Genomic DNA, 25,684 nt, shown 5'->3' with positions numbered 1-25,684 from the left:
CATGGCCCTGTCAGACAATACTGCGCTCGATGTGCTGGTCGTGCCGCGCACGCATGACTTGGGCGACGGCTTCGAAGTGCGGCGCGCCTTGCCCAGTACGCAGCGCCGCATGGTCGGCCCCTTCGTGTTTCTCGACCAGATGGGACCGCACGTCTTTACCGCAGGCAGCGGCCTGGACGTGCGCCCGCATCCGCACATCGGGCTGGCCACGCTCACCTATCTGTTCGATGGCGAAATCCTGCATCGCGACAGCCTCGGCAGCGTGCAGCCGATCCGCCCCGGCGAAGTGAACTGGATGACGGCCGGGCGCGGCATCGTGCATTCGGAGCGCACCGCGCCGCAGAGGCGGCAGCAGGATTCGTCGCTGTTCGGCCTGCAGTGCTGGGTGGCGCTGCCGCGCGCGCAGGAAGAGACCGATCCCGGCTTCGTGCATGCGGGCGCGCAGCAGCTGCCGGTGGAGGCCGGTGAGGGTGTCGTTGCGCGCATCGTCGCCGGCAGCTTCTTCGGGCGCCGCTCGCCGGTGCCGGTGCTGTCGGACCTGGTGTTTGCCGACATCACGCTGCAGCCCGGCGCCACGGTGGCAGTGCCGCCCGAGTATGACGAGCAGGCAGTGTATGTGGTGCAGGGGCAGGTCGAATGCGGCGCCGACGGCGTGTTCGAGGCAGGCCGCCTGCTGGTGCTCAATCCCGGCGCCGGCGTGACCCTGAAGGCTGTGGCGGCTGCGCGCGTGGTCGTGGTGGGCGGCGAGCCGATGGACGGCCCGCGCTACCTCACCTGGAATTTCGTGTCGAGTTCGCCCGACCGCATCGAGCAAGCCAAGGACGACTGGCGGCAGCAGCGCTTCACGATGGTGCCGGGGGAGTCCGAGTTCATCCCCTTGCCGGACCTGCCGGGCAAGCCGGTGCGGTATCCGTAGGCGCACGGGTTCAGGAGCGCCTGTCGCCCTTCCTTCTCTTCAGGATTTCGTTGCGCAAGCTCTCGAATTGCGCGCGCGTCTGGCTGGCGATGACTTGCGGGCCGATGGCGGGCGGCACCCAGACCGCCGGCACCGATTCGCTGTGATAGAGGATGCGCGTGCCGCTGCCGTCGGCCATCAGCCGGGTGGTGGCGTCGCCCGCCTTCAACGTGCCGGCCACGGCGTGCGAACGGATTTCCTTTTCCTGCATGAGTTCGATGTCGCGTACCGATTCGAACGCAAACGTCAGCGGGCCATACGCCACATTCCCTTTCTGTTCGATACGCAAGCGGTCGCCGCTTCTGTCGACAATTTTGCTGGAGACCAGGTTGGGGAAGAATTGCGCCATGTGGTCATAGTCGGTCAGCACGTCCCAGGCATCCTTCTGAGGTGCCTTGACCGACATGCTCACGTCGACCATCACGATCCCGTTGCTTTTCCTCACATCGACTGCGATATCGTCGTCTTCGGCAGTCATTGCCATGGTGCGAAAGGAACTGAACAAGAGCGCGCCCGCGAGTAGCCAGTGATGAAATTTTGTCATGTCGTATTCATGTGGAACAAATTGCTGAGTCGCTTTGGACTTCCCATCGGGAAAATCGTTGCGTGCCTTGGCAGCGTCATGACGAGGAAGAAAGCAACAATTACGCGGAAATAACGGCTCAGTTTATACGTTGGATTACTGTTGCTTTCCGGTAACATTGTTGGAATACATTTTTGAAACAATCCTGTCACGGCGCAAGGGGCCATCGCATGGAATACGAAAAATACTCCCAGATCGAAACGCTCACCTTCGTCGAGGCCGGCGGCCTGCCGGTTACCGGCACGCTGATCGAGCAAATCGTTCACCTGCTCAATTCCAGCACCGTCTTTTCCGACATTATCATCCACCAGAACAGCCCGATCATGCTGCGCCAGCCAAAGCGCCTGGTGGCAGTGTCGGACACGCCGATCACGCGCGAAGAGCTGGAAGAATTTTTCGATGTGATCGAGCCCGACTGGTCCGACAAAATCCGCGACCGCGCATTCGACCGCTCCAAGGACTTGCATAGCGCGCGCATCCGCGCCAACTGTTTTTCATTCCAGGGCAACAAGCGCCTCGGCTGCGTGATCCGCCGCTTCCCCACCGAGCCGATCGCGCTCGACCGGATCGGCCTGCGCCCCTGCGCACAGGATTTCGCCCGGCTCGACAACGGCCTGGTGCTGCTGATCGGCGACACCTGCCAAGGCAAGTCGACCACCATCGCGTCGCTGCTGGACCAGATCAACAAGAACCGCTCCGGCCACATCATCACCATCGAAGATCCGGTCGAAACGCTCATCCCGCAGCGCAAATGCATCATCACGCAGCGCGAGGTCGGCATCGACGGCGATGTGGAAAGCTATTACCTGGGCGCGCTCGATGCCTTGCGCGAGCGGCCCGACGTGATCCTGATCGGCGAGATCCGCGACGCCGAAACGGCGCAGGAAACGCTGGCGCTGGCCGAATCCGGGCCGCTGGTGTTCGCCACGCTGCATGCGCGCTCCACCGAGCTCGGCTTGCAAAAGCTGCTGCGCCTGCTGGGCAATTCGGACGCGCAGGCGCAGGCATTGTCGAACTGCCTGCGCGGCGTGATCTGCCAGGCGCTGCTTCCTTCGCAAAAGGATAACGCCTACCACCTGGCGAGCGAATGCCTGACCGTCAATCCTGAGGTGGCGCGCCTGATCGAGACGCGCAACGTCGGCGCCATCCGGCCTTTGCTGGAAAAGCTGGGCAAGGATGCGGCGTCCGGCTGCCACACCATGAACGACGAGCTGCAGGCGCTGATGCGCGCCAAGAAGGTAAGCATCGACGATGCGCGACGGGCGACGACCGACCGCCTAAAGTTTGCGGAGATATTTGGCTCGTGACGAGTGGAAAGGCGGCTTAGGCATTCTGTAGCGTGTCGGAAATTTTTACAGTGCTTGCCGCCTGCCTTCGGATATTTTCCAGGAAATTGTTTGTATTCAATAAGTTATAAAAAATGAAAGGTGCTGGCATTCAAAATGCTTTAAAAGCAATGCAGTGAAAATCTGCGATTGCCAACATCAAAAGAATACACAACGAGGAAAAATGAAGATCACCACATTACTGGGACTGGGCGCGTTCGCGCTGGGTCTGTCTGGCAGTGCCTTGGCTGCGCCGTTCATCAACGGCGGTTTCGAAGACGGCAATACGAATGGCTGGGTGACCGGCGGTGGCGATCGCGGCTACATAGATAACGGATCGCTCAGCCCGGAAAATGTGCTTCCCGGCGGCTCGCTGTACGCGGGGGCATCATCCCGCTCGGCGGTGATCGGCGCCGGCAGCCTCGACCCGATTCTCGGCACGCGCCTGGGCAGCACGGTCTACAGCGGCAATTATTCGTATCGCATCGAAGACACTTATTCTGGCGGGTATGCATCCGCCATCAGCCAGCATGTACAGAACTACACCGATAGCAGCATCTTTTTCGCCTGGAAGGCCGTGCTTGAAAATGGCGGCCATGCTGAAAGCGAATCGGCGCTGTTCAAGGTCGTGCTGCGCGACGATACCACTGGAAACGTGCTTATCAGCCGAAGCTATGATGCCGGCGGGACCGGCGGCGGCGTGGATACCCGGTTCTCGTCATTTGGTGAATTTTTCTATACACCTCAATGGCAGATCGAGCAGCTGAACATCGATTCCGCGCTCTCCGGCCATGACTTCACGCTGTCGCTGCTGGCAGCGGATTGCGAGTGGACCGGTCATACCGGCTATGCCTATCTGGACGGTTTCGGTGCCGTATTGCCGCCGTCGGGCAGCGTGCCGCTGCCCGGCACGCTGGCGTTGATGGGCCTCGGCCTTGCTGGCCTGGGCGCGGTGCGCAGGCGCAAGCAGGCGTAAACACGCGCCGCGACGCGACGCTTCCTTCTGGCAAGAGCTCTGCTTGCCATAGCCCGGAAGTACGGCCCGCCACGGCGCGCCGTACTCTCCAGCTCAGTCCCTCTAGCTTGCTGCCTTGACGACAGCATATCGCGCCAACGTGCGCTCGCGCGCTGCCTCATGCAGCACGAGCGGCGCGGGGTAGTCGTTTCCCAGTTCAATGCCTGCTGCGCGCAATTCCGAAGACGGGGCAAGCCATGGCGCATGAATCGTCTTATTGGATAGCTTGCCGAGTTGGGGCAGGTAGCGTCTGATGAATTTGCCTTCCGGGTCAAATTTTATTGACTGCGTTACCGGATTGAAAATGCGGAAGTAGGGCTGCGCGTCGCAACCGGATGAGGCGGCCCATTGCCATCCGCCGTTATTGGCTGCCATGTCAAAGTCGTTCAGCTTCTCGGAAAAATAACGCTCGCCCCAGCGCCAGTCGATCCCCAAGTCTTTGATCAGGAAGCATGCGGCGATCATGCGCAAACGGTTGTGCATGTATCCCGTCGTGTTCAGCTGTGCCATCGCGGCATCGACCAGAGGGTAGCCGGTCTTTCCCTCGCACCAGGCTGCAAACAGTTTTTCTGCTGCCGCACCGGATTCCCAGCAAATCTGGTCATAGGCCGGTTTGAAGGCACGCTCGGCCACATAGGGATGGGCGTGCAGGATCATGAAATAGAAATCCCGCCAAATCAATTCAGACAGCCAAACGGAAGCGCCAGGACTATTTTTCATGCGCACGATGTCATACGCAAATTTGACGAGATAGCGAATCGATATCGTCCCAAAGCGCAGATGCGTCGACAGATAGGAAGGCCCTTTCAATGAGGGATAGTCGCGCGTGACATCGTAAGCGTCGATACGGGACAGGAAGTCATCCAGCAATTTCCGTGCTCCGGATATCCCGGTGGGGATGTGCAGGCTTTCCAGATTCGTTTTTTCAAAGCCAAGCTCGGATAGCGACGGCATGGCCGCTGCTCCGCAAGGGGCGAGGCGTGCGCCAAATGAGTCAATGAAATAGGAATGGAGCGGGCTGTCACTGCCACTGTCCGCCAACAGCGCCAGTTTCTTTAGCCAGGCGTTTTTATACGGCGTGAAAACCGAGTATGGCTTGCCGGACTGGGATGTGACTTCATCTTTCTCGAAAATGACTTGGTCTTTGAAGTCGACGAACGCTCTGCCATCGGCCTTCAGGCGCGTGGCGACGGCTAAGTCGCGTTCGATGGCTTGCGGCTCGTAATCGCGATTCGCGAAGACAGCGTTTACTCCAAGAGCCGCAGCCAGTGCGGGAATTTCCTGTGCCGCCGAGGCGTGGCGGACGATGAGCCCGCCGCCGAATTTTCTTAACTCGACATCGAGCTCTGTGGCGCATGCGTGAATGAATTCGACACGCCGGTCCTGGCGCGGCAGAAGATTGAGAATGTCCTTGTCAAAAACAAAGACACAGAAGACCTGGCGGCTACCTGCCAGCGCTTGATACAGGGCCGCATGGTCGAGCACGCGCAGATCGCGGCGAAACCAGACTAAGGACTTGTCGTATTGGGGCATGGAGTCGCTCCGTTGTTCGCGCGCTTCCGGCCAAACCAAGGCTGGATGAAACGGGCAGCGCTAGTTACTCTTGTTGTCGATCCAGTTCACTTTTGCGAACTTGCGATGGAAGAGTTCCGGCATCGGCACGACTTTCTTGCTGCGGTAGTTGAAGAAGACAAAGCCGGACTTCGCCATCGCCACGAGTGCGCCGTCGCGCGGGCGGGTGATGCGGAAGGTGATGTCGCCGCCGTACTTGTTGAAGTCCATGACGCCGACTTCGAACAGCAACTGGTCGCGCGCATGCGCCTCGGTCTTGTAGGTGGTGGCCAGGTCGGTGACGATGATGCCGGTGCCGTCGCCCTGCGTTTCCTCGATGCCGAACTCGAACAGGAATCGCGCCCGCGCTTCCGAAATCATCGAAATCATCGAATCGTTGCCAAGGTGGTTCGCGCCGTTGATATCGGTCACGCGCACGGTGAGTTGAGTGGAATAGAGGTACTGGTCTTCGGGGAATTCAAGTGTCAGGCGGGCCATGGTGAATTTCGTGAGGTAAGCGCCGCGCAGCGCGGCGTGCAGGATTGTACCCGCCGCCTGCGGCGCACGCGAGGCGAATCAAGGGCGAATGCACACCGCGCGCAGGGCAGGGCGGCAACTTACAGCCGCGCGTCCTTTTTGAATTGCCTTGTCGCCGCCACCATTGCGACGAATGCCTTGGTGCAAGGCGTGCCGTTGCCGAGCATTGCTTTTGCCTGTTCATACTCGCCAAGGTTTATTTGCCGTACGACCTTTTCCAGTTCCGCATGAAAGGCGTCGTGCGCTTCGACGCATGGCGTATAGCTCTTCACCAGAGGGAACTTGCTTTCCGCCTCGCCGTGCAGCCAGTTGCCAAGAACGCAAGCGTCGATCCTGGCGACGCCCTTGACGTCGAGTTGATATTGGCCAGCGATTGCAGCGAGGAGTTTCGGCCTGACTTCTCCTTCTTTTGCCAATGCATCTTCCAGATTCATGTTGCCCTCGATATGACAGTTGCGTGCGTCGCCTTCGGCTGGGGCGATGCAGGGTGAGAATGAGTTGCCTTGTATTTGCCATATGGCAAGCATTGAATCATAGCAGGCTCCCCGTCGGATGGAAGCCATGCCGCTCATCGATGGCTTGCCGTTAGGGGAGGCAACTGAGTATTTGCATTTTAAGACGACTGGTCATATAATTTTTCCATGGCACGTATTTCTGGAAAAACCACGATCCCCACCCAGCTCATCGCCGCCGGTCGCGAGCTGTTTTCGCTGCATGGCTATAACGCCACGGGCATCCAGCAAATCACCGATTTGGCGGGCGTGCCGAAAGGATCGTTCTATAACCATTTCGACAGCAAGGAAGCGTTCGCCGCCGCCATCATCGACCAGTACGCCGAGCAGCTGCAGCAAACCTGGGAGCTCATGATGAGCGCGGCGCCGCCGCAGCCGCTGGCGGCGATTTCCCATGCCTTCGAACAGATGATCGCCCATCATGAGCGCGCCACCTGCTGGAAGGGGTGCCTGATCGGAAACTTCGCCGCCGAGATGGCCGAGTCCAGCGACCTGTGCCGCCGCCGCCTTGCCGCAGCTATGGAAGGCTGGCGCGCCAACCTGGCCAACCTCATGCGCGCCGCGCAGGCGGCAGGGGAAGTGCGCAGCGACATGGATGCCGCCGCGCTGGCCGCCCTCATGTGGGACGTCTGGGAAGGCGCGCTGCTGCGCATGAAGATCGAGCAGTCGGTGTCGTCCCTGCGCGACAGCGTCGGCCTCATGCTGAACCAATTCCTTCGCCCGGCGTGACTGCCGGCCTTTTCCTTCACTTCAACCGTGAGTCAGACAACAACATGAGCAAACAAACGGAACCATTCCTCGCAGACGCCTTGTTCCAGCCGATCAAATTGGGCCCGCTGGAACTGAAGAACCGCATCGTCATGGCCCCGATGACGCGCAATCGCGCCGACAAGGGCAACGTGCCGGCCGAAATGACCATCGAGTATTACGCGCAGCGCGCATCCGTCGGGCTGATCATCGCCGAAGCGACCCAGGTGTCCGACACCGCGCAAGGCTACGCCAGCACGCCGGGCCTGCATACGCCCGAGCAGATCGCGGAATGGAAGAAAGTGACCGACGAAGTGCACCGCCGCGGCGGCCGCATTTTCGTGCAGCTGTGGCATACCGGCCGCATGTCGCATGTGGCGTTCCAGCCGAACGAACAGGCGCCGGTGGCGCCGTCGGCCATCGCCGCCAACGCCAAGACCTATATCCCCGGCATCGGCTATGCCGATACGTCCGTGCCGCGCGCGCTCGAAACCGACGAGATCGCCGGCGTGGTCGATGACTTCCGCACCGCCGCCGCCAATGCCATCAAGGCCGGTTTCGACGGCGTCGAAATCCACGGCGCCCACGGCTACCTGATCGACGCCTTCCTGCGCGACGGCTCGAACAAGCGCGTCGACCGCTACGGCGGCAGCATCGAGAACCGCGCCCGCTTCCTGCTCGAAGTGATGCAGGCCGTGGTCGGCGAAATCGGCGCCGAGCGCACCGGCGTCCGCATTTCGCCCGTGTCTCCAGTCAACGATTCGTCCGAGAGCGCGCCGCAGCCGCTGTTCGAGTATGTCGTGCGCGAGCTCGAAAAGCTGCACCCGGTCTTCATCCACGTGGTGGAAGGCCACACGGGCGGTCCGCGCGACAATGCGCCGTTCGATTACGAAGCGCTGCATCGCCTGTACTCCGGCATCTGGATGGTCAACAATGGCTACACCAAGGAAATGGCGATCGAGGCCATCACCAGCGGCCGCGCCGACCTGGTGTCCTTCGGCCGCCCGTTCATCAGCAACCCCGACCTGGTGCGCCGCTTCCGCGAGAATGCGCCGCTCAACCCGCTGTTCGAGGACGCGCCGCTGTATGGCGGAGTCGGCCCGCACGGCTACATCGACTATCCGGCTCTGCCGGACTGAACGGCCGTCGCGGGAGCGTGCAATGCGCTCCTGCGGCAAGCCGGTCAAGCAAAGCCGTGTGCACGCACACGGCTTTTTCTTTGCCCGGTCACTCCACGCCCCGTGTAACAATAGCTGTATGGCATTGCTTTTACTCCCCATAAACATCAACCGGCCCTCAACCCGAAGGGCATTGGCCTTTTCTGTCGAGGAAATGTAATGAATGCGTGGATGACGAACGCAGCGGTCGGCGTGTTCGCCCTATTGGCCCTGACCGCCCTGTTTTTCTTTGTCGTGACCCGCGGCGCGCTGATGGTGCGCGCCATGACGTCCGCAGGGAAAACCGCAAGCGCGCATGTCTACCCGGTCTATTCGAACATGCGGCTCATCAGGGCTGTCGACTTCCAGCCGGTTATCTCGGCCATCCTGCTGTTCCAGTACCGCCGTCTTGTCTCGAAGATCGTTGCCGACATCCGGCAGATGGACTTGACGAACAAGAAGCTGCTGATCACGTCCTGCGCCTTCGGCAACGTCATGCCGCGCATCGTGAAGGCGGCGCTGCAAAGCGGTGCCGAGCGCGTCATCGTCGCCGACCTCATTGCCAACGAGCTCGATCATGCCAGGGGCAAGCTCGCCGCCTTTGCCGACCAGGTGGAATATGTCGAGGAAAACGCTACCTGCATGCAGCAGGAAGATGGCATCGCCGCCGCCAACGTCATTTTCTTTCTGCTGCACGAACTGCCGCACCATCTGAAAGGGCAGACGCTCAACGAGGCGGGGCGCCTGCTCGAACCGGGCGGCAAACTCTTCGTCGCCGAATTCCACCGCCCCAGCGTGCGCCTGTTGCGCACCCTGAGCTGGGCCTACTTCAAGGTGTTCGAGCCGCTGGGCCTGGCGCTGTGGGATAGCCACGACCCCGTTCGTCACCTGGAAAACACCGGCAACTGGCGCTGCGAACGCACCACGTATTTCTTCGGAAATTTTCAAGTCATCGCCGCCACCAAGCAGTAAGGGCGCTGGCCCCGGCGTCACGCCTTCCATCCCGCCGTCATCAATCGCCGCCGGGGCGGCCGGGCCGCGCGCCAACCCTTTACGCGCTTTTCGTACTTCCCACGCTCCCGGTGTACGATGTGACCCACGCCCGGCTTGTCCCGGATGCGCTGGCAGTTGCCGGCCGCGTCCTCGCCGCTGGCGACGTACCGATGGAGTCCATCCAGATGAAACCGCGCATTACCGTCATTACCCTCGGCGTCGACGACCTCGAACGCGCGCTGCGCTTCTATCGCGACGGCTTAGGCCTGGCCACGCAAGGCATCGTCGGCCAGCAATTCGCCCATGGCGCCGTTGCCTTTTTCGATTTGCAGGCTGGCTTGAAGCTCGCGCTCTGGCCGCGCGACAGCATTGCGCACGACACGGACCTAGCGCAGTCGCCGCCCGGCGCCACCGACATGACCCTGGGCCACAACGTAGCGTCCAGGGACGAAGTCGACAGCGTGATGCAGCAGGCGCAGCGCGCCGGTGCCGCCATCATCAAGCCGGCGCACGACACGTTCTGGGGCGGCTATGCCGGATACTTCCAGGACCCAGACGGGCATTTATGGGAGGTGGTATGGAATCCGCAATGGACAGCTCCGCTGTGAGGCGGCCGCTTGCCCTGGCCGCGCTGGTCGCGGTTACGATGATCGCGTTCGCCGGCAACTCCTTGCTGTGCCGCGCCGCGCTCAAGCACACCGGCATCGATGCGGCCAGCTTCACCACGATCCGCATTGCATCCGGCGCGCTCGTGCTCTGGCTACTGGTGCGCCAGCGCGGCGCGCGCCTGGACGGGCGCGGCAGCTGGCTGTCGGCATTCGCGCTGTTTGCGTATGCCGGCGGCTTTTCCTATGCCTACACCAGCCTGCCCGCCGGCACCGGCGCGCTGCTGCTGTTCGGCGCGGTCCAGGCCACCATGGTCGGCTATGGCATCTGGAGCGGCGAGCGCCTGCGCGCCATGCAACTGCTGGGGCTGCTGCTGGCGCTGGGGGGATTGGCCGGCCTCTTGCTGCCGGGGCTGTCGGCGCCGCCGCTGCAGGGCGCCGTCCTGATGCTGGCTGCCGGCGCCGCGTGGGGCATCTATTCGCTGCGCGGCAAAGGGGCGGGCGATCCGACCGCTGTTACGGCCGGCAATTTTTGCCGCGCCACGCTGTTTGCCGCCATGCTCAGCCTCATCATGGCAGGCAGCGCCCGGCTTGATGCGGCAGGCGTCGGCTATGCGGTCGCCTCCGGAGCCCTCACTTCGGGCATCGGTTATGCGTTGTGGTACACGGTGCTGCCGGCGCTGAGGGCGACGACGGCATCGACCTTGCAGCTCAGCGTTCCGGTCATTGCCGCCCTGGGCGGCATCTTGTTCCTCGGCGAACCTGTCACGCTGCGCATCGTGCTGGCCGCGGTGGCGATTCTTGGCGGAATCGCGCTTGTCATCCTGAACCGGCACCGATGACCTCGAGTTCTTCCGCACGCCGCCCTGTCTGCGCCCGCTGCCAGCGCGCGCAGTCGGCCTGCATCTGCCAGTGGGTGATACCGGTCGCACATGCGGTCGAGGTGCTCGTGTTGCAGCATCCGCTGGAAGTCGGCCACGCCAAGGGCAGCGCGCGGCTGCTGCACCTGTGCCTGCCGCACAGCCGGCTGGCCGTCGGCGAAGCGTTCGCCGAACAGGAGTTGTCGGCGCTTCTGCACGAGCCATTCGCGCCATGCACGCAAGCCAGCAAATCGCAGGCGCCGCCCCGGCATGCCATCCTGCTGTATCCCGACACGCCGGCGGGCACCGCGCCAGTACCGCCGCTGGCCGGTGTGCCGCTGGACGACCCCGGCCGGCTGCGGCTCGTGGTGCTGGATGGCACCTGGCGCAAGAGCCGGAAAATGCTCTATGCCAACCCTCTGCTGCAAGCGTTGCCGCGCCTGGCCCTGCGGGAGCCGCCCGCTTCGCAATACCTGATCCGCAAGGCCCATGGCGCGCACCAGTTGTCCACGCTGGAAGCGGCCTGTTACGCGCTGATGCACCTCGAACAGGATGAGGCGAAATACCGGCCCCTGCTCCAGGCGTTCAACGGCTTCGTGGCGCAGCAGCTGGCTTTCCGCCCGCAGCAAGCGCCGGCCGGACAGAGCTGCTAAGCTAAAAGGCGACAGAATTTTCCGTGACAGCGAGGGGCCAACATGGCGATGAACGACGTCTATGCCGCGACCGAACCGGAGCGTGCGCAAATCGATTCGCTCGACGGCCCGGCCGTGCTCGAATTCGGCGCGCCCTGGTGCGGCTTCTGCCGGGCCGCGCAACCCCTGCTGGCGGACGCCTTCGCCGCCCATCCGCAGGTGCGGCACATCAAGGTCGAGGACGGCAGAGGCCGGCCGCTCGGGCGCTCGTACCGGGTCAAGCTGTGGCCGACGCTGATCTTCCTCGACAACGGCAAGGAAGTCGCCCGTCTGGTGCGTCCGGGCGATGCGCGCGCCATTCGCGATGCGCTCGCGCAAATCGACCGCGCTAGCTGAGCGCCGCGCCCTGTCTCCTCTTTCCGGCCGCGACAAGCCGGGCTTGACCTTGCAGCGCCAGTGACGATGTCACAAGCACAAACTTGATAACCAACAAGATTTCCTGCTTGAGACCTCGCTACTGTGACAAGAGTTAAGCCTGCAACTGCCTTCCATTCCAGCCGGCTTAATCCCCGCACCCAGAACAATCCAAAAAGAGGAGACAAGCATGTACCGTTCATCTGGCCGCCGGCTGGCGGCTGCCCTGGTATTGTCGTGCCTGCCGCTGGCGGCGCTGGCCGATGGCGTCAGCGTGAAGTTCGACCTGTCCGACCCGGCCGCCGGCCCCTTTCCATCGAACCGCTTCACGGTGGCGGACTGGTCGCAAAACACGTACCGCCGCGTCAACCTGCCCAAGCCGAATTGCGCGGTGCGCCCCAGCGACTGCGCCGATATTGACGTCATCAACACGCTCGACGGCTTTTCCACCCAGCCGCGCATCACGATTCCGTTTACCGGTGATATCGACGTAAGCAGCGTCAACAGCGACACGGTCTTCCTGCTGAACCTGGGCGATACCCTGACCATGGCGGGCGCCGGGCAGAAAGTCGGCATCAATCAAGTGTTGTGGGACCCGGAAACCAGGACGCTGGCCGTCGAGTCGGATGCCTTGCTCAACGAGCATTCGCGCTATTTGCTGGTCATCACCGACGGCGTGCGCGATGCGAGCGGCAAGCCGCTCAAGTCGGATGGCTTGGGCGACATGTTCGGCGCCGGGCAGGTCCGTGACAGCAGCGAGTACCTGCGCGAGTTGCGCGACGCGGCGCGGCAGCGCCATTTCGGTAAGCACAAGCTGGTGGCGGCCAGCCTGTTTACCACCCAGAGCATCAGCGCCGACCTGTATAAGATCATGCGCCGCATCAAGCAGAGCACGCCGGCGCCGGCCAGCTTCATGGTCGGCAGCAGTGCCGGCAATACGGTGCGCGCCGTGTTCCCGCTGGCCGGCCTCACCGGCATCCAGTTCAACCGCCAGACCGGCAGCGCGCCCGCCTTCACGCCGTCGGCATTGCCGCTGGCGGCGCTGCACGTTGTCCCGGGCGCGGTCGGGCAGATCGCCTACGGCAGGTTCAACTCGCCCGATTACCAGACGGCAGGCAAATTCATCCCCGCCACCGGCACCCTGACCGGCCAGCCGCAGCCGCAGGGCAGCAACGCATTGATGTTCCAGCTGTTCGTGCCCGCCGGAACTAAGCCGGCCGGCGGCTGGCCGGTGGCGATCTTCGGCCACGGCTTCACCGACAGCATGTACGGCGCACCATGGGCGGTGGCTTCGGTGCTCGCCTCGCGCGGCATCGCCACGCTGTCGATCAACGTCGTCGGCCATGGCGGCGGCGCGCTCGGCACGCTTACCGTGCAACGCACCGCCGGCGAGCCGGTCACGATCAGCGCCGGCGGGCGCGGCATCGACCAGGATGGCAACGGCACCATCGATTCGACCGAAGGCGTCAACGCCGCGCCGCCGCGCACCATCATCAGCAACCGCGACGGCCTGCGCCAGACTGTGATCGACCTGATGCAACTCGTGCGCGAAGTCGAAACCGGCATGGACCTCGACGGCGACGGCACGGCCGACCTCAATGCGCAGCGCATCTACTATGCGGGGCAGTCGTTCGGCGGCATCTACGGCACCATCCTGCTCGGCGTCGAGCCCAACATCAAGGCCGGCGTGCCGAACGTGGCGGGCGGCTCGATTGCCGAAGTGGCGCGGCTGGGCGCATTCCGCCCGCTGACCGGCTTTGCGTTGGCCACGCGCGTGCCGTCGCTGATCAACGTCAACGACGCAAGCGGCATCGCCTTCAATGAAAACATCCCGTTGCGCGACCAGGCGCCGGTCGTCAACAACGTGCCTGGTGCAATGGCGATTGCGCAGTTACTGGATCGCAATGAGTGGGTGCAGCAGGCCGGCAACCCGGTAGCATACGCGCCATTCATCCGCCTGCAGCCGCTGCCGGGCAGCGCGGCCAAGCCGGTGCTGTTCCAGTTCGCCAAGGGCGACGGCACCGTGCCTAATCCGACCACCACGGCGATCCTGCGCGCAGGCGGGCTGGCTGGCAATGCCACGCTGTTCCGCAACGACCTGGCCCATGCCGCCAATCCGGGCGTGCCGAAGAATCCGCACACCTTCCTGACCAACATCGGCATCGCCGCGGCAGCGCCGTATGCGGTGGGCGCGCAGCAGCAGATGGCGGTGTTCTTCGCGACCCATGGTGCCACGGTAATCGATCCGGACGGCGCCGGTCCCTTCTTCGAAGTGCCGGTCAATCCGCCGCTGCCGGAAACGCTGAGCTATCTGCCGTAATCGGCGAATGCAATGAAAAAGGGTACGTTTGGGACGTACCCTTTTTTCATAGAGCGACGTAAGGGAAAAGACACCAGGGTCAAACTCGCTGCGTACTGAGCATCAGACATTCCAGGCAAGTGATTGCTTTATTGAGTCTTATTGAATGAATCGAAAAAATCTGAGACGACTCAAGGCCGCCTGCGCAACATCTTTTGCATGCCAATTATGTTTCGCGCATGTTGCGCAGGATATTCTGGATCAGTTTGAAAAGCCCACCGATGACGAGATCAGCGTAGTTCTGTCCGCCGGTAATCCGTTCAATGCCAAGCTGGTATATCAAGCAATGATGCGCATTATGAAACCGCCGGTCGCATTGGTGAGATATGGGATGTCGCGCCCACCTTCAAGCTCCCACCATTTGATAGCAGACGGAATTCGCAAAATGGAAGAGGAAGATTTTGCCGGAGCGATTCCTCCTCTCACCGAGGCGACAAACCTCGCGCCGCAATCCGAAGAGATGTTGTATTTGCTCGGCAAATCTTTGCTTTTCGCTGGGCGCAATAAGGAAGCAGAAACTATCTTCAAGTCATCGCTGCGGCTTGTTCCACTGACGTCGACAACATGGACAGCACTGGCGCTCTCACTTGCGAACCAAGGAAAACGGAGAGACGCCATATCGGCGCTTGTCATCGCGTACGAATGTAGTGAGAACAAGCAAGAAACGCTCGCGACATTTAAGAATACTGCGGATCGTGCGAAGAGCGAGGAATTGCGCCCTTTGTACAACTCTGCATTGGCTCAAATTGAACATCGTAGGATGGAGCTTGATCTGATCAGAAAAGAATTGGCCACATATGAAGCGGATAGGAAGAATGCGCCTCTGCCGAATACGTCCAAAGCGGGCAACGAATCGGCCGCCTATTTGAAACCTTGCGACATGCCAGATTATCCTGCCCCATCCCGGCGAAAGGGTGAACAAGGTGCTACGTTACTGGCGCTCTTGATTGACACAGATGGGCAGGTCGCAAGCGCAATTGTTCTGAACTCAAGTGGGTACGCAAAGCTAGATAATGCCGCTCAAGCAGCCATGTGGTCCTGTAAATTTCATCCGGCCAGCAAAGACGGTAGCGTCGTCAAGGCTTGGGTAAGAGTGCCTGTTGTTTGGAAATTAGAATAAGCGTATCAATAAATAAAAAGAAGAATCGTGACTCGAAATATTTGCCGATTTAATTCAGGTTCATATTTCATGGTTGACATTCTGAGAATGTGTGATGCCGCAAATTAAATCGCTGATTGTGGTGATTACTTTCTTGGCATTATCGCAAAATGCTGTCGTTGAGGAATTAAATCAGAGGGCCAGTAGCTGCCCTAATCTCTCAGGGCAGTATGAATTTTACGGAGAATGGATACATTATGAAGAGAAGGTGGTGACGCCAGAGTTGACGCCGAATATCGCGCCGCAAATCCAATATCTCGATTTGACAGGTTCGCCTTAATAGTTGGAATGAATCAAATCGTCCATCCAGAGCGAGTCTTGGTACGGCAACATGAGCAAGGAGACATCATTACAGTTGATGCTGTCGGAGAAGATATCGACCGGACGATGGAGCCAATGAGTGTCAAGCTGCCTATGGAAGTTGCATTGAATTGCAGTGAAGGTAAGTGGCACTTGGAACGGAAACTTGAGGGTGGAGGAGAGAATGTGTGCTCCAGTGCACAGTCGTTAACGTTTTTATTCAGTTAACACCGGCTAAAGATATCATCGTTGAAGGCCGCCGGGGCACCAAAATCGGTTGGATTTTCAAGAAGAAAGTCCATGAGAGATGGGGAGTGAAATTTACGCGGCTTTCCAGTTGATCTGGCAAATGCACCTGCGTCGCTGATACCGGAAACGTCCGGCGAGTGATCGAAGTGCATCAAGGCATCATCAGTGGCGGCAACTGGCCAGGAGGCGGCTTGTGCTTCTTGTCTCGCTAACGGTGCGGGCATGAAAAAAGCCGCGCATCGCTTTGTCCCACGGCATGATTTGGAGTAACGCCGTAAAATTGTCGCTACAACAAAAAGGCGATCCTGCCTGCTCGATTCACATCAAACCTTATGCCAATCTGGAAAAAAGAAAAAAGCCTGGAAGACCTGCAGAACTGGAACAGGAATACCGCCGCCGAGCGGCTCGGCATCGAATTCACCGGCATCGGCGACGACTGGCTGTCGGCGCGCATGCCGGTCGACGCGCGCACCGTGCAGCCGTTCGGCATCCTGCATGGCGGCGCGTCGGTCCTGCTGGCGGAAACGGTGGGCAGTTGCGCCGCCAATCTGTGCGTGGATGAAGAGCGGTCGTATTGCGTCGGCCTCGACATCAACGCCAACCATGTGCGCGGCGCGCGGGCCGGATGGGTGAGCGCGACCGCTCGCCCGTTTCACTTGGGACGCACCACCCAGGTGTGGGAGATCCGCATCGTGGACGATGCCGGCCAGCTGGTCTGCATCTCGCGGCTGACCATGGCGGTCGTCGATCGCCAGCGCTGATCAGAGCCGGTCGAGCGTGGCGCGATCCGGCTCGCCGCCGAAGTACTTGCGCAGGCAGGCATCGAAGACGGAAGCGCCGTCGTCGGCCTGCGCGAACAGCGTCATCGACGAACGGAATTTCAGGTCGTCGGGATAGCCGAAGATGTCCTCCGCCGAGCGCTCCTCCAGCGACGCGACGATGCCGCTGCATTCGCGCAGCCGGGCGCCGAGCAGCGGATGCGCCAGATAGGCGCGCGCTTCCTCCAGCGACGACAGCGCAAAGCGCTGCGCCATGGCGCTATGTCCCAGGCCCGCGATCTGCGGGAAGATGAACCACATCCAGTGGCTGCGCTTGCGGCCCGCGCGCAATTCCGCGCAGACGGTTGCATAGACCGGTTGCTGCGCGTCGACGAAGCGTTGCAGGTGGTATTGGTCGTGCATGACGTTTTCAAACAGGCGCTTAGCTCGACAGCGGTCCCTTGCCCAGCACGCGCATCAGCGCGTCCTTGCCATGCAGGCGCAGTTGCCGCTCCAGCTGTTCTTGGGCCAGATGCTCGGTGCCCTGCGGGCCGCTGGTGATTCGCTTGCCGGAAGAGCGTTCCGTCACTGCCCAGCCGCCGCGCTTGTCGTACAGCCATGCATGCAGGATGAACTGTAGTTCTTCGAAGCCGGGCACGACAATTTCTTCGCCTAGCAATTCCTGCGGCTGGCCGAACTCGTTTTGAATTAGAAATTTTTCCATCGTAAGCTTTCGTGCTCAAGAGCGCGATGTTACTTGGAGCTGGCCCGGCGGGGAAATGGTTCCCGCCCGGTCGGGGACGTGCTGATTAACACTCTTTCCAGTCGCCCGCCGCTGGCCGCGCAGCGGCGGCCTGGAGTGTTTGCTATTTGGCGACCGCGCGCAGGGCGAGTTCGACGAAGGAATCGGCCAGGGCGGAGCGGTGGGTGGTATGCCGGGCGAGCATGAGCTGCGTTTTCGCGGCGCGGTCCGCTAGCGGCAGGTAGCCCACGCCCTTGATGCGGATGGCATTGAACGACTCGGGCAGGATGGCAATGCCGCAGCCGGCCGCGACCAGGCCGATGATGGTCGATCCCTCGCGCGCCTGCAGCGCGGTCTTCGGCTCGAATCCAGCCTCGCGGCACAGGCGCAGCACCAGCGACTGCACGCCGGTGCCGGCGTCGGCGGAAAACATCACGAACGGCTGGTCGGACAGCTCCTTGATGGCGACCGAGGCGCGCCGCATCAGCGCATGGCTGCTGGGCGCCACCAGCATCAGCGGATCGCGCCGCAATGGCGTCAGCGCCACCTCGCGCGACAGCGACGCTTCCGGCGGGCGCAGAAAGCCGAGGTCGATGCGCTGCTCCCGGATCGCCTCCACCTGGCGCAGCGTCGGCATTTCCGACAGCGACAGCGTCACGCGCGGGAACGCCTTGCGATATGCATTGACAGCCTTGTTGAAGGCTTCCGTCAGCGGCGTCGACGAGGTGAAGCCGATGCGCAGTTCGCCGACTTCGCCGCGCTCGGCGCGCCGCGCCGTCTCCACCGCCTGTTCCGACAGCGCCAGGATGCGTCGCGCATCTTCCAGGAACAGGCGGCCGGCTTCCGTCAGTTTCACCCAGCGCCGGGTGCGCTCCAGCAGTTGCACGCCCAGCTCTTCCTCGAGCAGCTGGATCTGCTGGCTCAAGGGCGGCTGCCCGATGTGCAGGCGCTCGGCGGCACGGCTGAAATGCAGCTCCTCGGCGACGGCGACGAAGTAGCGCAGGCGGCGCAATTCCATTTTTCTGTTATCTCGTTTCGATATAAAAACATCGCTAAAGATATATTGGACTGAATAAGTGCGCAAGCCTACCATGGGGTCAGCATCTCACCGGGCCTCCCCACCATGTCGACCTGTTCACCCGCAGCCGTGGCCGCACTGTCTGCCGCGCAAGAAATGAAGGACCACCTCAGGAACGCCAACCGCGCCGTTTTTCTCGGCGGGTTCGCCACCTTTGCGATGCTGAACTGCGTGCAGCCGTTGCTGCCCTTGTTCACGGCTGAATTCCACGTGTCTCCGATGCAAAGCAGCTGGGCGATGTCGGTCTCCACGATCGCCCTCGCGGTATGCCTGCTGCTGTCGAGCGTCATGTCCGACCGTCTGGGCCGCACCGCGACCATGACCGTCGCCCTGTTCGTGTCCGCTGTCACCACCATCGCCTGCGCCGCCGTCGGCGGTTTCGGGCAGCTGCTGGTGCTGCGCGGCGTCCTCGGCGTCGCCCTAGCCGGCCTTCCTGCCGTGGCCATGGCGTACCTGACCGAGGAAATCGAGGCCAAGGCGCTCGGCTTGGCCATGGGGCAGTACATCGCGGGTGCGGCGCTGGGCGGGATGCTGGGCCGGGTGGCCGCGTCCGTCATGGCCGACCATTTTTCCTGGCGCACGGCAATGGCCGTCATCGGCGTGGCCGCGCTGCTGATGGCATTCGAATTCCGGCGCAGGTTGCCGCCTTCGCGCAACTTCCGCCCGCGCGACATCGACATTCCCGGCGCCGCCGCGGCCGCCGTGCGGCACTTGCAGGATGCGGGCCTGCCCAAGCTGTTCATGATCGCCTTTCTGATGATGGGCGCGTTCATCAGCGTCTACAACTATCTTGGTTTTCGCCTGCTCGATCCGCGCTTCGGACTCAGCCAGACGGTCTTGAGCTTCATCTTCACGCTGTACGTGGTCGGCATGTTCAGTTCGGTGGCGATGGGGAAACTGGCTGACCGTTTCGGGCGGCGGCAGGTGCTGTGGATGGCGGTGGCAACGACGTTGGCGGGCCTGCTGCTGACGCTGGCCGACAGCCTGCTGGTGATCATCCCCGGCCTCGCGTTGTTTACGTTCGGCTTTTTCGGCACGCATTCCATCGCCAGCAGCTGGGTCGGCCGGCGCGCCACGGAATACCGTTCGCTCGCCTCGGCCATCTACCTGTTCTGCTATTACCTCGGCGGCAGCCTGATCGGGCCGCTCGGCGGCGCGTTGTGGGAAGTCGATGGCTGGACCGGCATCGTCATCGTCCTGTCGGTGTGCGTCGGCTTTTGCCTGCTGCTTGCCCTGAGCCTGCGACGCCTGCCTGCGCGGGCGTGAAGGCAGGGCGGCGCCTTACCGCTGCCGCAGCGGATCGAGCAGGTGGCGCAGCGCGTTGTGGTCCAGCTCGTACATCAGCTCCAGCAGCTTGCCCAGCTCGCCGTGTGGAAAGCCTTCCCGCGCGAACCAGCCGAGATAATGCCCGGGCAAGTCGGCCAGCAGGCGACCCTTGTACTTCCCGAACGGCATTTCCCGCGTGACCAGCAATTCCAGGTATTCGGGTGTCATAAGGGCTCTCAGCTGCGCAAGTCGGCTGCCGGATCGCGGCCGAATCTGTCGCTCAGCAGGTAATCGACCAGGCGCGCGGCGCCGTCTTCCGGGCGGGTGAGTGCGCCGTCGCGCTTGAGCGCGTCGAACCGCTCGCGCAGCGGGAATTGTTCCAGCGAACTCGCACGGATCTCGGCTTGCATGCCGGTATCGATCACGCCCGGCGCGAGGCTGCAGATGCTCAGCCCGTCGCTATTGTCCAGCACCGCCGCACGCGCATGCTGGTCCAGCGCCGCCTTGGTGGCGCAATACACGCTCCAGCCGGGGTAGGCATTGCGGCCGGCGCCGCTCGATACATGCAGGATGCGCCGCTCGCGCGCGGTGCTTGCGGCTTGCGCCAGGGCGGCGGCGAGCATCAGGGGCGTGGCCACGTTCAGGGCGATGGCGCGCGCAATGGCCGCCGGATCCTGCATCGCCAGCGGGCCGACCGGCTGCACCGTGCCGGCATTGTTGATGAGCAGGACGGTGTCGCAGTCCGCAACGAAGGCGCGCAACGCGCCGCCGGCCAGCCAGTGCGCAACGGCGCCGGCATCGGCAAGGTCGAGCTCGACTTGCTGCAGCGCCGTCTTGAAGCGGTTTTCCAGTTCGTGGTTTCTGCTGCGCGACAGGCCCAGCACGGGGATATCGCGGCAAAGAAGCTGCGCCGCGATGGCCGCGCCCAGCCCGCGGGTATGTCCGGTGAGAATGGCTTTCATCATCAAACCTCGTCAGGGTTGTGCATCGTATCGCCGGAATTGTACGTCCCGCATTCGGGAAAGCTGGCGCTTTTTGACAGCAAATCGCAGTCCGGCCAATAAGCACGGGGGCATTTGCGCACGACTTTGTTGGAATTTTGCGCGAATGAAAGTGTTGATTGCTCGAAATGTGAGCGGAACGCTATATACTTGGCATCTGGCAACAGTTGCCAAATACGCTTTTTAAAGGAGATGTAATGAACAAGGCAGAAATGATCGACAAAATCGCCGCAGACCACGAAGTCAGCAAGGTGAAAGCCAAGGAAATCGTGGAGCAGGTATTCGGCTTTGTCGGTGCGGATCTGAAGAAGGAAGGCCGCTTCGCTTTCCCTGGGCTGGGCACGTTCACCGTCGCTCAGCGCGCAGCACGCTCCGGTCGCAACCCGGCCACCGGCGAAACCATCAAGATCAAGGCGTCCAAGAACGTGCGTTTCAAGGCAGCGCCGGCCCTGAAAGATCTGGTCGCGAAAGTGAAGATCAAGTAAGTGCATGACCGGGAGCGGCGCTCGCCGTTCCCGATTCCCCCGCAGTTTGGCGCGTCATGCGCGGATCTGCCTCCCCTGCGTCTGTTGCGGACGACAATCCCTAACCGAAATAGCGGCGGATGCGCTCTTCCAGCAAGCGCCGGGCATCTTCCTCGCTGCATTGATCCAGACGATCGAACACTTCGGCGGCAATCGGCCGAAAGGCGGTCATGACGTCCGGGTCGAAGTGGCTCCCGGTACCCTTATCCAGAATCGCCATCGCCTGGTCGAACGTCATCGGTTCCTTGTAGGGACGCCGCGAGCACAGTGCGTCGAACACGTCGGCAACCGCGAAGATGCGCGCGGCAAGCGGTATGACCTCGCCCGCCAGCCCGCGCGGATAGCCGGAGCCATCCCACTTTTCGTGATGAGCCGCGACAACGGCGCGCGCATCCTGCAGCCAGCCGATGCCGCCGACGATTTCCTCGCCTTGTGTCACGTGCGTCTGCATGCGCTCCAGTTCGGCGGCGTCGAGCCCGCCCGGTTTGCGCAAAATCGCGTCGGGAATGCTGATCTTGCCCACGTCATGCAGAAAGCTTCCCACGATCAAGGATTGCATCGCCTGCTCCGGCAAACCGAGGCGTTCGGCAATGCGCGCCGCAATCCATGCAACCCTGAAATTGTGCGCGCCAGTCTCGGAGTCGCGCTTGGCAATCGCGCGGCCGAGCGCCTCCATCATCGCAATGTGCGAGTCAAGGATTTCACGCGCCTTGCGCGCATTGTCGGCTGACAGGCGCACCACGACCGGGTAGATGGCCGCGCCGCACAGCAGCGATGCGAGGCAGACCATCAGCGCCGCGCGCAGCGCATTGGCCAGCATCTGCTTGCGCTGCCATGCCGGGATGACCCGCACGCCCTCGAAGTATCCGGTGATCTCGCCGTTGCCAGCCGCTTCCTGCAGCGGCACAAAAACGCGCAGTACCCAGCGCCCATCGTTGAGCGTCAGGCTCTGATAAGAGGGCTTGTTGTAATTGGGGCGGGTGTGCTGGGGAAGTTGCGCTTCGACTGCCTGGCCTTCTCCCGTCATCGCCAGCGCCAGCTTGTTTCCACGCCGGTTGTAGATTTCAGCAATGTCGAACAAACCGCCAGCAAGGGTATTGGCCGCCTGGCTAGCGCGCGTGCCGGCATCCGCGTCGCCGAGTCTGATCGCGCCAAAGTGGTGCAGCAGCCGGCCCGACTCTTCCATCGCCAGCGAGACCGTGTCTTCCTCCGCGGTTTTATGCGCGACAACCCACGCCAGCGGGCTGGCCACGGCCGCCAGCAGCATGCTGACGATGGCGATCCGGACGGCAGTGCGCTTGTTGAAGGAATTCATGCTGGTCCCGGCAGGTATGGATAGCATGATAACGCTGCGTGCGGTGCTCTGGCGGCGCACCTCAGCATGGATTTTTGAGCGTCGCGTATCGCCCCGGGTTCTGCGGGCTCTGCCATCCCTGTCCGTGGCAGCATCGGCGGACGATGGTGGAATGATGTAGCTAATTGGTAACGCGTATTTCAGGCGCTGACAGCCATGGTGCTGTCGCGATACGGCCCGGAGAACGCAAGGGGGCGCGCATCCCGCTGCGGTGCATACATTTTCCTGCAGATGGGCAAAACAAGGCATTCACCGAGACGCCCGGCGCGTGGCTTCCCGCGCCGGGCAGTACTGCTAGCCGAGCCCGCCGTCGTAGCCGAGCTCGTCGCACAGGCTGCGGATTACAGGGCCGGGATCAGCACCTTGTCGATCACGTGCGCCACACCATTGCTTGCCCTGATATCGGTCGCGACAATGCGGGCCGCAGCGGCAGTCGTATCGCTGATCGTGGGCGGATTTCCGGCATTGATGGCAATCGTTTGCGAGGCAAGCGTCTTGACTGGGGTGCCGAACGGAATTTGTGACGCAAGAACTTGCTTGTCGAGCGCGTGATACGTCAGGACGGTGGCCAGTTGCTGCTTGCTCAGGCCGGCCGGAGCCTGGGAGAAGGCCTCATTGGTTGGCGCAAAGACCGTGAACGGGCCGGGGCCGGACAACACTCCCTGCAAATCCGCGGCGACGACGGCATCGACCAGCGAGGAGAGCTGTGGGTTGACTTGCGCCATTTGCACCAGGTTCAAGACGCCCGGCGGCACCAGCACCTTGTCGATCACATGAATGACGCCATTGCTGGCAGCAATATCCGTTGCCGTTACTTTGGCGCTGGTCATCGCGGCGTCGCTAATCGTCACGCCCGATTGGCTGCTGTCGAATGCGAGGGCAGACGGGTTCCCTTCGAACGCAAACAGCGTCGGCTCGACCGGCGTGGCGCGAAGGTCGGATGCCTGCTTGCGCTCCGGAAGGACATGGTAGGTCAGGATGCTCTTCAAGGTTGCAGCAGGCAGCGCTTCCACCATCGCCGAGGCGCTGGCAAAGCCAAGCTGCGCGGCGAACCGGTTGAATGCGTCGTCGGTCGGGGCGAGTACCGTCAAGCGGGCGTTGGGATCGGCCAGCGCGCCGCCCAAGTCCGCCTTGGCGGCCGCTGCCAGCAAGGCATTGAAGCCGCCGGTACCGGCCACCTTGTCGAGGGTGAGGGGAGCGCCCGCTGCCGGCGTGGCGCCCGCTTGCGATACCGTCGAGATGGGCTCGTCGTTACTGCCGCCGCAGCCGGCAACGAGGGTGGCGGTGAGCAATGCAAAGAAATATTTCATCAGTTTCATGACAGTCTCCTTGGAAACAGATATGGCAGCCGATGAAGGTGATGGAAAAGGCCGCCGGCTAAAGAAGCATAGGAGCCGGCGTCCGGCTTCGTTTGATATCTCTCAAGCTTGACTTCACTTTGTCTAAGACAAAAACAGGAGTGCGCGATGCGGAGCGCGAGAGCAAACAAAAACGCCCGGCGCTGCATGCGCCGGGCGTTGGTCGTGCCAGTTGTTGTTTGTCAGGAGCGGAATAACTTGTTGCCGCTGTAAATCGTGTAGAGCGCGCTGGCGCCGACCAGTGCATAGACGACGCGCGAGAGTGCGCTCATTTCGCCAAACAACATTGCCACCAGGTCGATGCCGAACAATCCGACCAAACCCCAGTTGATGCCGCCGACAAAGAGCAAAACCATTGCGATCCAGTCGACCGCATTGAGACGGCTTGCGCCGCGCGAAGTGGCCCGTCGTTCCGGCATGTGCCGCCGTTCGGGAATGTGACTGCCTACCGTTGCTGCCATGATTGCCTCCTTGTGCCGTTACAAAAGCTGTGTCCGTGGCGAGGTGCCCTTTGCCTGGAAAAGGCGCTCATCCACAGTGCGCAGGTAACAGGTACAGACAGCGGCAAGCCAAGAATGTTCGACTAAAATGAGATTTTTGTCATAGACAAAAATGGACTATGATTTTGGGCAATGTCCTGTCTCAATGTGTCCTGGTAATCGTCCACACCTGCTAGCCTAAGGAAATGCCTACTTCCTCGCCAAACGATTTGAGCATTAGCGCCGTCGAGCGCGAGACGGGATTGTCGAAAGACACATTGCGCATGTGGGAGCGGCGATACAACTTCCCTGCGCCGGGACGCGACGAGTCTGGCGAGCGGATCTATCCTCCCGAGCAAGTCGACAAATTACGGCTCATCAAGAAGCTGATGGACCATGGTCACCGGCCCGGCAAGCTGGTGGCCGCCGACATGACGGCGTTGCGCGACATGGCGCGCCAGCAGCCGGGCGGAGAGGCCACGCATGCCGGCATGCAGGAAGAGCGCCAAGACTTGTTGCACTATGTCGCGCTATGCAAGGAACACCGCATGCAGGCGCTGCAGCGCGAATTGACGCAGTGCCTGTTGCGCACGGGGATATACCGTTTCGCCATCGACGTACTCGCTCCGCTCACCGTCCTGATCGGGGAGCGCTGGGCCAGCGGCCATCTTGCCGTCTTCGAGGAGCATCTTTACACCGAAGCGGTGCAGTCGGTCATGCGCAACGCGATCGGCGCCATACCGACAGCCGACAGCGGCGCGCCAGCACGTCCCCGCATCGTGCTGACCACCATTCCGCACGAGCCGCATGGACTGGGCCTGCTGATGTGCGAGGCGATTTTCGCCCTCGAAGGGGCGCACTGCATCTCGCTCGGCGTGCAAACGCCCATTTCGGAAATTGCGCAGGCGGCGGCCGCGCAAGCCGCCGACATCATCGCCTTGTCGTTCTCCGCCTCGGCCCGGCCGGCCCAGGTGATTCAGGCTCTGACCGACCTGCGTGCGCAGTTGCCGCCAGCCGTCGAGATCTGGGGCGGCGGGCGTTGCCCGGTGCTCGCGCGCAAGCCGCCTGCCGCCATCGAGGTCCTGGAGCTACATGAAATTCCCGGCGCGCTGACCCAGTGGCGCAGGCGCCGCATGGCATGACCGGGAAACCGGGAATGCGGGCTGCCGCG

At 62.0% G+C, this 25,684-nt stretch carries 30 protein-coding genes; 17 read left to right on the top strand and 13 right to left on the bottom strand.

Features of this window, described 5'->3' with window-relative positions; genetic code table 11:
• The first annotated feature begins 1 nt into the window (after position 1).
• On the top strand, positions 2 to 916 hold the full coding sequence (locus TSA66_RS23640; protein WP_040041787.1) for a pirin family protein: 915 nt from the start codon (positions 2 to 4) through the stop codon (positions 914 to 916).
• A 10-nt stretch (positions 917 to 926) separates the two neighbouring features.
• Here the strand turns inward: TSA66_RS23640 and TSA66_RS23635 are convergent, their stop codons facing one another.
• On the bottom strand, positions 927 to 1,499 hold the full coding sequence (locus TSA66_RS23635; protein ID WP_084199857.1) for an SRPBCC family protein: 573 nt from the start codon (positions 1,497 to 1,499) through the stop codon (positions 927 to 929).
• Between the two features lie 209 nt (positions 1,500 to 1,708).
• On the opposite strand from TSA66_RS23635, the gene TSA66_RS23630 reads away from it, so the two are divergent.
• Together TSA66_RS23630 and TSA66_RS23625 are read left to right on the top strand one after the other, a co-directional pair.
• On the top strand, positions 1,709 to 2,845 hold the full coding sequence (locus TSA66_RS23630) for a type IV pilus twitching motility protein PilT (RefSeq protein ID WP_040041786.1): 1,137 nt from the start codon (positions 1,709 to 1,711) through the stop codon (positions 2,843 to 2,845).
• Between the two features lie 202 nt (positions 2,846 to 3,047).
• Positions 3,048 to 3,839: a PEP-CTERM sorting domain-containing protein gene (locus tag TSA66_RS23625; RefSeq protein ID WP_040041785.1), complete on the top strand. Its 792-nt coding sequence runs from the start codon at positions 3,048 to 3,050 to the stop codon at positions 3,837 to 3,839.
• A 102-nt stretch (positions 3,840 to 3,941) separates the two neighbouring features.
• Here TSA66_RS23625 and TSA66_RS23620 read toward each other — a convergent pair whose 3' ends face one another.
• The 3 genes from TSA66_RS23620 to TSA66_RS23610 form a co-directional block, all read right to left on the bottom strand.
• Positions 3,942 to 5,411, bottom strand: a complete 1,470-nt coding sequence (locus TSA66_RS23620) for a cryptochrome/photolyase family protein (RefSeq protein ID WP_040041784.1) — start codon at positions 5,409 to 5,411, stop codon at positions 3,942 to 3,944.
• Positions 5,412 to 5,471: 60 nt separating this feature from the next.
• On the bottom strand, positions 5,472 to 5,927 hold the full coding sequence (locus TSA66_RS23615; protein WP_040041783.1) for a thioesterase family protein: 456 nt from the start codon (positions 5,925 to 5,927) through the stop codon (positions 5,472 to 5,474).
• 119 nt (positions 5,928 to 6,046) lie between these two features.
• The gene (locus tag TSA66_RS23610) at positions 6,047 to 6,538 is read right to left on the bottom strand and encodes a chemotaxis protein (protein ID WP_157691771.1); all 492 of its coding nucleotides are present in this window, start codon (positions 6,536 to 6,538) and stop codon (positions 6,047 to 6,049) included.
• A gap of 69 nt (positions 6,539 to 6,607) precedes the next feature.
• Between TSA66_RS23610 and TSA66_RS23605 the strand changes: the two genes are divergently transcribed.
• The 10 genes from TSA66_RS23605 to TSA66_RS23560 all read left to right on the top strand — a co-directional run bounded on the left by TSA66_RS23605 (position 6,608) and on the right by TSA66_RS23560 (position 15,684).
• A complete protein-coding gene (locus tag TSA66_RS23605) occupies positions 6,608 to 7,207 on the top strand; it encodes a TetR/AcrR family transcriptional regulator (RefSeq protein ID WP_040041781.1) in 600 nt (199 codons plus the stop codon).
• Between the two features lie 44 nt (positions 7,208 to 7,251).
• Positions 7,252 to 8,364 (top strand): alkene reductase, encoded by a 1,113-nt coding sequence (locus TSA66_RS23600; protein WP_052452555.1) that lies wholly within the window; start codon positions 7,252 to 7,254, stop codon positions 8,362 to 8,364.
• A gap of 210 nt (positions 8,365 to 8,574) precedes the next feature.
• A complete protein-coding gene (locus tag TSA66_RS23595) occupies positions 8,575 to 9,354 on the top strand; it encodes a class I SAM-dependent methyltransferase (protein ID WP_157691770.1) in 780 nt (259 codons plus the stop codon).
• Between the two features lie 206 nt (positions 9,355 to 9,560).
• Positions 9,561 to 9,983 carry a VOC family protein gene (locus tag TSA66_RS23590; RefSeq protein ID WP_040042936.1) on the top strand — a complete coding sequence of 141 codons (423 nt, stop codon included), beginning with the start codon at positions 9,561 to 9,563 and terminating at the stop codon, positions 9,981 to 9,983.
• Positions 9,965 to 10,822: a DMT family transporter gene (locus TSA66_RS23585; protein ID WP_198358879.1), complete on the top strand. Its 858-nt coding sequence runs from the start codon at positions 9,965 to 9,967 to the stop codon at positions 10,820 to 10,822. The genes TSA66_RS23590 and TSA66_RS23585 overlap by 19 nt, the downstream gene beginning before the upstream one ends.
• Positions 10,819 to 11,493, top strand: coding sequence for a tRNA-uridine aminocarboxypropyltransferase (locus TSA66_RS23580; RefSeq protein ID WP_040041778.1), 675 nt, complete (start codon positions 10,819 to 10,821; stop codon positions 11,491 to 11,493). Before TSA66_RS23585 ends, TSA66_RS23580 begins: the two co-directional genes overlap by 4 nt.
• 42 nt (positions 11,494 to 11,535) lie before the next feature.
• On the top strand, positions 11,536 to 11,868 hold the full coding sequence (locus tag TSA66_RS23575) for a thioredoxin family protein (protein ID WP_040041777.1): 333 nt from the start codon (positions 11,536 to 11,538) through the stop codon (positions 11,866 to 11,868).
• Positions 11,869 to 12,076: 208 nt separating this feature from the next.
• Positions 12,077 to 14,206: an Ig-like domain-containing protein gene (locus TSA66_RS23570; RefSeq protein WP_040041776.1), complete on the top strand. Its 2,130-nt coding sequence runs from the start codon at positions 12,077 to 12,079 to the stop codon at positions 14,204 to 14,206.
• A gap of 145 nt (positions 14,207 to 14,351) precedes the next feature.
• Positions 14,352 to 15,365: a TonB family protein gene (locus tag TSA66_RS27470; protein WP_198358877.1), complete on the top strand. Its 1,014-nt coding sequence runs from the start codon at positions 14,352 to 14,354 to the stop codon at positions 15,363 to 15,365.
• A gap of 94 nt (positions 15,366 to 15,459) precedes the next feature.
• Positions 15,460 to 15,684 carry a hypothetical protein gene (locus TSA66_RS23560; RefSeq protein WP_040041775.1) on the top strand — a complete coding sequence of 75 codons (225 nt, stop codon included), beginning with the start codon at positions 15,460 to 15,462 and terminating at the stop codon, positions 15,682 to 15,684.
• A gap of 244 nt (positions 15,685 to 15,928) precedes the next feature.
• Here the strand turns inward: TSA66_RS23560 and TSA66_RS27200 are convergent, their stop codons facing one another.
• Entirely contained in the window at positions 15,929 to 16,177 is a 249-nt protein-coding gene (locus tag TSA66_RS27200; protein ID WP_157691768.1) for a hypothetical protein, read from the bottom strand.
• 108 nt (positions 16,178 to 16,285) lie between these two features.
• On the opposite strand from TSA66_RS27200, the gene TSA66_RS23555 reads away from it, so the two are divergent.
• Positions 16,286 to 16,714, top strand: coding sequence for a hotdog fold thioesterase (locus TSA66_RS23555; protein WP_040041774.1), 429 nt, complete (start codon positions 16,286 to 16,288; stop codon positions 16,712 to 16,714).
• On the opposite strand, the gene TSA66_RS23550 is transcribed toward TSA66_RS23555, so the two are convergent.
• From TSA66_RS23550 to TSA66_RS23540, 3 genes are all read right to left on the bottom strand, one after another.
• Positions 16,715 to 17,134, bottom strand: coding sequence for a DUF1810 domain-containing protein (locus TSA66_RS23550; RefSeq protein ID WP_040041773.1), 420 nt, complete (start codon positions 17,132 to 17,134; stop codon positions 16,715 to 16,717). It abuts the gene before it with no gap.
• 19 nt (positions 17,135 to 17,153) lie between these two features.
• Complete coding sequence (locus TSA66_RS23545; protein ID WP_040041772.1) at positions 17,154 to 17,435, bottom strand: hypothetical protein; 282 nt, start codon at positions 17,433 to 17,435, stop codon at positions 17,154 to 17,156.
• 142 nt (positions 17,436 to 17,577) lie between these two features.
• Complete coding sequence (locus tag TSA66_RS23540; RefSeq protein ID WP_040041771.1) at positions 17,578 to 18,471, bottom strand: LysR substrate-binding domain-containing protein; 894 nt, start codon at positions 18,469 to 18,471, stop codon at positions 17,578 to 17,580.
• Between the two features lie 105 nt (positions 18,472 to 18,576).
• On the opposite strand from TSA66_RS23540, the gene TSA66_RS23535 reads away from it, so the two are divergent.
• Positions 18,577 to 19,797, top strand: a complete 1,221-nt coding sequence (locus TSA66_RS23535) for an MFS transporter (protein WP_084199855.1) — start codon at positions 18,577 to 18,579, stop codon at positions 19,795 to 19,797.
• A gap of 15 nt (positions 19,798 to 19,812) precedes the next feature.
• Here the strand turns inward: TSA66_RS23535 and TSA66_RS23530 are convergent, their stop codons facing one another.
• Positions 19,813 to 20,025: a DUF3820 family protein gene (locus TSA66_RS23530; protein WP_040041770.1), complete on the bottom strand. Its 213-nt coding sequence runs from the start codon at positions 20,023 to 20,025 to the stop codon at positions 19,813 to 19,815.
• Positions 20,026 to 20,033: 8 nt separating this feature from the next.
• Positions 20,034 to 20,762 (bottom strand): SDR family oxidoreductase, encoded by a 729-nt coding sequence (locus TSA66_RS23525; RefSeq protein WP_040041769.1) that lies wholly within the window; start codon positions 20,760 to 20,762, stop codon positions 20,034 to 20,036.
• 233 nt (positions 20,763 to 20,995) lie between these two features.
• On the opposite strand from TSA66_RS23525, the gene TSA66_RS23520 reads away from it, so the two are divergent.
• A complete protein-coding gene (locus TSA66_RS23520; protein ID WP_040041768.1) occupies positions 20,996 to 21,283 on the top strand; it encodes an HU family DNA-binding protein in 288 nt (95 codons plus the stop codon).
• Between the two features lie 100 nt (positions 21,284 to 21,383).
• On the opposite strand, the gene TSA66_RS23515 is transcribed toward TSA66_RS23520, so the two are convergent.
• The 3 genes from TSA66_RS23515 to TSA66_RS23505 all read right to left on the bottom strand — a co-directional run bounded on the left by TSA66_RS23515 (position 21,384) and on the right by TSA66_RS23505 (position 24,495).
• Complete coding sequence (locus TSA66_RS23515) at positions 21,384 to 22,664, bottom strand: HD-GYP domain-containing protein (RefSeq protein WP_232429528.1); 1,281 nt, start codon at positions 22,662 to 22,664, stop codon at positions 21,384 to 21,386.
• 353 nt (positions 22,665 to 23,017) lie between these two features.
• Positions 23,018 to 23,995 carry a fasciclin domain-containing protein gene (locus TSA66_RS23510; protein WP_040041766.1) on the bottom strand — a complete coding sequence of 326 codons (978 nt, stop codon included), beginning with the start codon at positions 23,993 to 23,995 and terminating at the stop codon, positions 23,018 to 23,020.
• Positions 23,996 to 24,216: 221 nt separating this feature from the next.
• Positions 24,217 to 24,495 carry a DUF378 domain-containing protein gene (locus tag TSA66_RS23505; RefSeq protein ID WP_198358875.1) on the bottom strand — a complete coding sequence of 93 codons (279 nt, stop codon included), beginning with the start codon at positions 24,493 to 24,495 and terminating at the stop codon, positions 24,217 to 24,219.
• A 224-nt stretch (positions 24,496 to 24,719) separates the two neighbouring features.
• On the opposite strand from TSA66_RS23505, the gene TSA66_RS23500 reads away from it, so the two are divergent.
• Positions 24,720 to 25,655 (top strand): MerR family transcriptional regulator, encoded by a 936-nt coding sequence (locus TSA66_RS23500; RefSeq protein ID WP_040041764.1) that lies wholly within the window; start codon positions 24,720 to 24,722, stop codon positions 25,653 to 25,655.
• Positions 25,656 to 25,684 lie beyond the last annotated feature (29 nt).

It is taken from the genome of Noviherbaspirillum autotrophicum, from assembly GCF_000818395.1.
Taxonomy (GTDB): Bacteria; Pseudomonadota; Gammaproteobacteria; order Burkholderiales; family Burkholderiaceae_D; genus Noviherbaspirillum; species Noviherbaspirillum autotrophicum.
This window is presented reverse-complemented; position numbering and strand designations above follow the sequence as displayed.